4 protein-coding genes are annotated in these 6,230 nt (G+C 42.2%); all 4 read right to left on the reverse strand.

Annotation, left to right across the window (positions count from 1 at the left end; genetic code table 11):
- Window positions 1-3: 3 nt before the first annotated feature.
- Window positions 4-1,101, reverse strand: coding sequence for a glycosyltransferase family 1 protein (locus ACQRD1_RS13480; RefSeq protein ID WP_427787819.1), 1,098 nt, complete (start codon window positions 1,099-1,101; stop codon window positions 4-6).
- Window positions 1,102-1,127: 26 nt separating this feature from the next.
- Window positions 1,128-2,216, reverse strand: a complete 1,089-nt coding sequence (locus tag ACQRD1_RS13485) for an EpsG family protein (RefSeq protein ID WP_427787821.1) — start codon at window positions 2,214-2,216, stop codon at window positions 1,128-1,130.
- A complete protein-coding gene (locus ACQRD1_RS13490) occupies window positions 2,198-3,883 on the reverse strand; it encodes a sugar transferase (protein ID WP_427787823.1) in 1,686 nt (561 codons plus the stop codon). The genes ACQRD1_RS13485 and ACQRD1_RS13490 overlap by 19 nt, the downstream gene beginning before the upstream one ends.
- A gap of 75 nt (window positions 3,884-3,958) precedes the next feature.
- Window positions 3,959-5,833, reverse strand: a complete 1,875-nt coding sequence (locus ACQRD1_RS13495) for a polysaccharide biosynthesis protein (protein ID WP_427787825.1) — start codon at window positions 5,831-5,833, stop codon at window positions 3,959-3,961.
- Window positions 5,834-6,230: the final 397 nt, after the last annotated feature.

The raw sequence follows: 6,230 nt of genomic DNA on the forward strand, positions 1-6,230 counted from the left end.
AAATTACTTCCTTTCACACTGAAGATAATATCCTTCCAGCCATTTTGCAGCTGTAGTAATATCATAACCAGCCGCTATTATTTCCTCAATATGATTTTCTTTCTGCTGACGGACTCGTTGTAAAATATAGTCAGCCCATTCAACAGGTGTCTCATCTAAACTTTTTCTTGTCACTAACCCTTCTGTTACAATACATTCCTCGGATACTTGGTCCGAAATAACACATGGCAATCCAGCCGCTTGTGCTTCTATCATAGTTACCGGCAATCCTTCATACAGGGAAGGAAACACAAACACATCCATTGCTTGTAGTAATTCATTGACATCAGAACGCACTCCTGTGAATAGAACCTTCTCCTCAATCCCTGTATTACGGACTTTTTCTTCAATCTCTTTCCTGCCTTCGCCATCTCCAATAAGCAATAACTTCATATTCGGATTTTGCTTTATACATTCGCAAAATACATCTATTAGAAATGTGTGATTCTTCTGGGGATGAAAACGCCCAACATGTCCTATTACTATCTCATCTTTAATACCTAATGCATAACGAACTCTTTTTGAAACAGACGTTGAATACATATACTGCTCTGCATCAACTGCATTACAGAGAATCTGAAAAGGATGTTCTCCATACATCCACTCTCCGGCAAGCTTGCCACAGGCGAAAAGATCCGTTGCATAGTTTGGGATTTTCTTCATATAATATCGCTTTACCAGATATTTCCAATTCTTATCCTGATTACTATTGTGACTATGAGCAATTCGAACTGGCACACCACATTCTTTGGCACATTCCAACGCAACTGAACTAAGGCAATCTTGATGTACATGTACAATCTTATACTCCGGATGTTCTCGAAAGATTCGTTTTAATTCATTTCTGTAATTTTTACTCCATGGAATCAACCGAGAGACATGATAGATACGCCCTCCCAGTGACTCTATCTCTCTGTCATAGTCCGCCTCAAAGTCCCGATGAACCAGGAAATCGAACATTACCTTGCTTCTGTCAATCTGTCGAAAATAATTCATAAGCATGGTCTCTAAGCCGCCACGTCCCATATATGTCACAACATGTAATACCCTTATTGTCTCCACAATCTGCTTCCTTTCCCACAGAATACCTAAGCAAGTCCCATAATACTGTACATGTAGAATCCCAGATATCCTGCAATCATAGCCAGATACACTAATTTTATCGATTTCTCACTAAACATATGCTCAATCTCCCACGGAAGTAAGATATAACTATACAAAGAAAAATAAATCGGCAGTCTTCCAATAAAGATTCCACTGGTAAACATAGACACGACATAGAATCCTACCGAAGCAATTGACATATTTGTGCACAGATTAATAACCGGATCATCTGCATATTTAATAAAGCGTAATCCAACCAGAGACAGGATAGATGGTATCGCATATACCAGAACCCTTATAATATTCGTTCCATCGTCCTGGAAGTCCTGCCAGTCAGACACGACATTCTTATACTGTGTCTCCGCCAGAAGGGTATCCAGAATATCCGTAAACTTTCCAATGAACATTACTGCTACAATAACCGCTATGATAAATAATATTGTCTTCTTATTCCACGCTTGTCCCTGAGCAATGAATATAAATGGCAGCACCAGGAGCGCACTTCCATGAAACAATGCTGCAAATAGTACGGTCAGCACCGCTGGTACATATTTCTTTTTCAAAATATACTCAAATGCAAAGAATGTTATGGTCACCGCCGTAAACTGCCGGATTCCGTTGAACATCCATGAGATGTAGTCTGTCGATGCAACGAACAGAAAAAAGGTGACGATATAATTAGATGAGTATTTCCGATATACTTTTATCAGTAATGCCACCTGAATCAGGGCCAGAATTATAAAATATACATTTACATTATCACTGATCAGATTCTTAATGACTGCAGATAAGAAATAAAATCCTTTATCCTTTTCTACGGTATTCATGTAAGAAGGTATATTTCTTAAGCCACTTGGGATTTCCTGAAACATCTTCATATAGGCTCCTGTATCTCCTACGTAACCACGGAATCCACTCCAGATCACCAACGGCAGATAGATCAGGAATGCCCACAATGGGTAATACCTCTGTACCTTTTCTCCACACACATATTCTGTTCTCTGTACTTTGGTGCACAGCCCGATCATCCAGGCTACCGCTACCCATACTAATATCAGATAATAGTTCGACATGTCTTTTTTACTACCTTTTCTTTATCATATTGCTCTTCCATATATTTCCTTCCGGCTCTTCCCATGGCTTCTCTTTCTTCTTTGGATAGTTTCAGGAAGTCTTCCATCGCATGCAGAAGTGCGTTCCTGTCTTCGACCGGACATAAGAGACCGCTGATGCCTTGTTTTACTGCTTCTCTGCACCCCGGGATATCACTGGTAATCAGTGGTCTTCCGGTAGCTGCTGCTTCCAGAAGGACATTAGACATTCCTTCGTGATAGCTTGGGAGCACCACGCAGTCTGCCTTTCCATAATATGGTCTTGGATTCTCCTGGAATCCATGGAATACTGCGACTCCATCCCGGGTCAGTTTTTCTACTTGTTCCTTATATTCGTCTTCGAAAAATCCAACCAGATCCAGTACAAACTGACCGACATATTTTTTCTGAAGTTCTTGTACTGCCCAGAAGAGTTCATCCATGCCTTTTTCTTTCATAATGCGGCCCAGGTATAAGAAGTGAACCTTGTCGTTATTCGGATATTCCTGATAGCTATAGGATTCCAGATTGACCCCGGCTCCGGGAAGAACTGTCTGCTGCCATGCCGGTGTAATCTTCTTCTCCCGGAAGAGCTTAGCGTTCTCTGCATTTTCGAAGAACACCGTCTTCGCTTTTTTTAGAGCCATCCGATACATGACTGTCACAATCTTCGCCAGCCACTTCTTTTGAAATGCTGTTCCTAATCCCTGTACATTTACACAGTATGGAATCTTATGTAACCTGCATACAAATCCCGCATAGATATTCGGCTTAATCGAATATGTAACGACCATATCTGGCCGCTCTGTTTTTAATATTTTAACATAAGTATTATATAAACGGAAGTCAGTTACCGGATTAATCCCTCGACGGTCTACGTCTGTTTCCAACATCCGGCATCCCATCGCCGCGAAGTCTTGCTCATGTCCTACGAATGGAGTACTGATGACAACCTCTGCATCTTCCATGAGGCGCTGGATCAATTCCCTTCGGAACTGCCAGAGCATATATGAATGGTTGGTCACGACCAGAATCTTCTTTTTCTTCTTACTTGCACCGGTTCCACCTTCTACCACCCCTTCGCCGCGTGAAACTGCCAGGAATGTTCCAAGGAAGCACTTGATATCAATTATTGGTCCCAGCTGTGACACATAATGACCATCCATTTTTGCTTTTTCTGGAATCTCCAGCTCATCTCGGCCGTGGATCTGAGCCCAGCCGGTAAGTCCCGGCTTCACATCATTTGCTCCGTATCTGTCTCTCTCCGCAATGAGGTCATCCTGATTCCACAGCGCAGGTCTGGGACCGATCAGAGCCATATCGCCGCGAAAGATATTCCACAGCTGCGGCAATTCATCCAGAGAAGTCTTGCGAAGGAATCTTCCCACCTTCGTGATATACTGATCTGGATTGCGCAGAAGATGTGTCGGCATATCATGAGGCGTATCCAGCTTCATACTGCGGAACTTATACAATTGAAAATGCTTCTTATGTATCCCAATACGTTTCTGACTGAAGAATACCGGGGCTGTGATACCATCCTCTATCTTAATCGCTGCAATAATTCCGAGAAACAGCGGTGACAGCACGAACATACTGGCTCCTGCAATCACAGTATCTATCTTGGATTTGAAAGATATATAATTCATTCTCTTCGATAACCTTTCTGTCTTTTTGATTCTATCTGCACAACCATATCTACATACGACAAAAGACCTTTCGCTCTAAGCTAAGGCCTCCACGTCTTTTTCCCATTCTTCCGGAAGCATGTATGTCGGAACAATCTCTTTGACAAGCTCTCGCATCTTCTGTTCATCTGTCTCTTCTGCCATCTCTCTCAAAGTACTGCACAACTTCTCTTCGTCGAATTCAATAGGTTTTCCTATATATATCATCTTATTCCTGGTCTCTTGCATGCCTTCTTCGTCCATCAAGAGTTCTTCATACAGCTTTTCTCCCGGACGAAGTCCCGTATACACAATCTCAATATCCCGGCCTAATGTTAGCCCGGACAGACGGATCATATTCTTGGCAAGATCTAGGATTCTTACCGGCTCTCCCATATCCAGTACGAAGATCTCCCCGCCTTTTGCATAGGCTCCTGCCTGAAGCACCAGGGACACTGCTTCCGGGATTGTCATAAAGTAGCGGATAATGTCTGGATGCGTTACTGTCACAGGACCACCTTCAGCAATCTGCTTCTTGAACAACGGAATCACACTTCCATTGCTGCCAAGAACATTTCCGAATCGTACTGCCACGAATTCGGTCTTTGAATATCTGTCGAACATCTGGATGATCATCTCACAGATTCTCTTCGATGCTCCCATAATATTGGTCGGATTCACCGCTTTATCCGTAGAGATCTGGATAAAGCGCTCTACCTCATATTGATTCGCCACGTTTGCCAGCTTATAGGTTCCCATCACATTATTCTTGATGGATTCATTCGGGCTGTCTTCCATAAGCGGGACATGCTTATGTGCCGCTGCATGGTAGATGATCTGTGGTCTGTAGGTTCCGATGACAGCTTTCAGGCGCTTTTCGTCTCGAATTGATCCAATTAAGACCACCAGATTCAGTTCCGGATAATTCTTCTTTAATTCCTGTTGAATGCTATAGGCATTATTTTCATAGATATCGAAGATAATTAATTGCTTCGGATTATGAGCAGCAATCTGGCGGCACAATTCACTTCCGATGGATCCTCCTCCACCGGTGACCATGACCACTTTTTGTGACACATATCCCATGATCTCATCCAGATCGACCCGAATCTCTTCTCTTCCCAACAGATCTTCGATACTAACCGGACGCAGCTTGCTGACACTGACTTCACCATTCACGAGCTGGTATACTCCCGGCATGATCTTCAGTTCACAGTCTGTCTCCTTACAGATATCCAGAATTGGGCGCAGTTGAACAGCCGATGCCGATGGTATCGTGATGATAATCTGCTGTATATTATATTTTCGTACACATTTTTTTATGCTATGGCGGTCTCCCGCAATCTTAATGCCGCGTATGTATTTGCCAACTTTTCCAGGATCGTCATCGATGATACAGCATATCTTCTGATTCAGATACTTACTGTTCTGGATCTCGCCGATGACCGATCTTCCGGCCTCTCCAGCCCCGACAATCATAACTCTTCTCTGCTGTCTCCATGGAAGATGGCGATTCTGCTTCTTAAGCCGGATCATTCGATAAGAGAAGCGGGTTCCAACCACGAATGCAATCAGATACATGGTCCTTAGCAGATAATAACTGCGCGGAAGGAAACCACCGCTTAACAAAACAATCCCTATCTCTAATACGCCAGATACAATACATGCCCAGATAATACTGAAGATCTCCTGAGGTCCAGCATATTCCCACAGGCTACTGTAGATCTTAAATAATGCAAATATAATTAGTGTTGTCAGTACGAACCATGGTTCATACTTCCACAGTGCTTCCAGATGTTCTGGGGGAATCTGATAGATAATAAACTCAAATCTTGTAGCCAACGCGAAAAAAGATGACAGTAATATACATACAGCATCCAATAATATCAAACACGTCCGCCGTATCAATAACTTATAATTCATTTCTTTCATATTCACCTGTGTTTCACTCTATCCAATCTATTTCACTCTTACATTGTAATTTCATATTATACCACATTTTTCTACACTTAGAAAGTGACGATTCTTACATATATTATTGCATTTTTCTCATTCAAAATCTACAACTTATAGCACGATTTAACGAAGTTTTAACTCCATTGTGCATTTTTCCCTAACATTCTTATCAAATAATAGAGACACATTTTGGTGTCTCTAAGGTATCTGAGATATCAAGATGATACACCAATAATGCCTACATATGGGAGAATCTATAAAAAGAAGAGGTGTTCTCGCAGTTTTAGCTGCTGTATGCTGCCTGGCAATCCAGAAAGGTGTTCACTACACCGCATGGGCCGATTACGGTATCGCCCTGGTAGATGCTGAATAA

The sequence above is a fragment of the Bariatricus sp. SGI.019 genome, assembly GCF_050315235.1.
Classification (GTDB): Bacteria; Bacillota; Clostridia; order Lachnospirales; family Lachnospiraceae; genus JAFBIX01.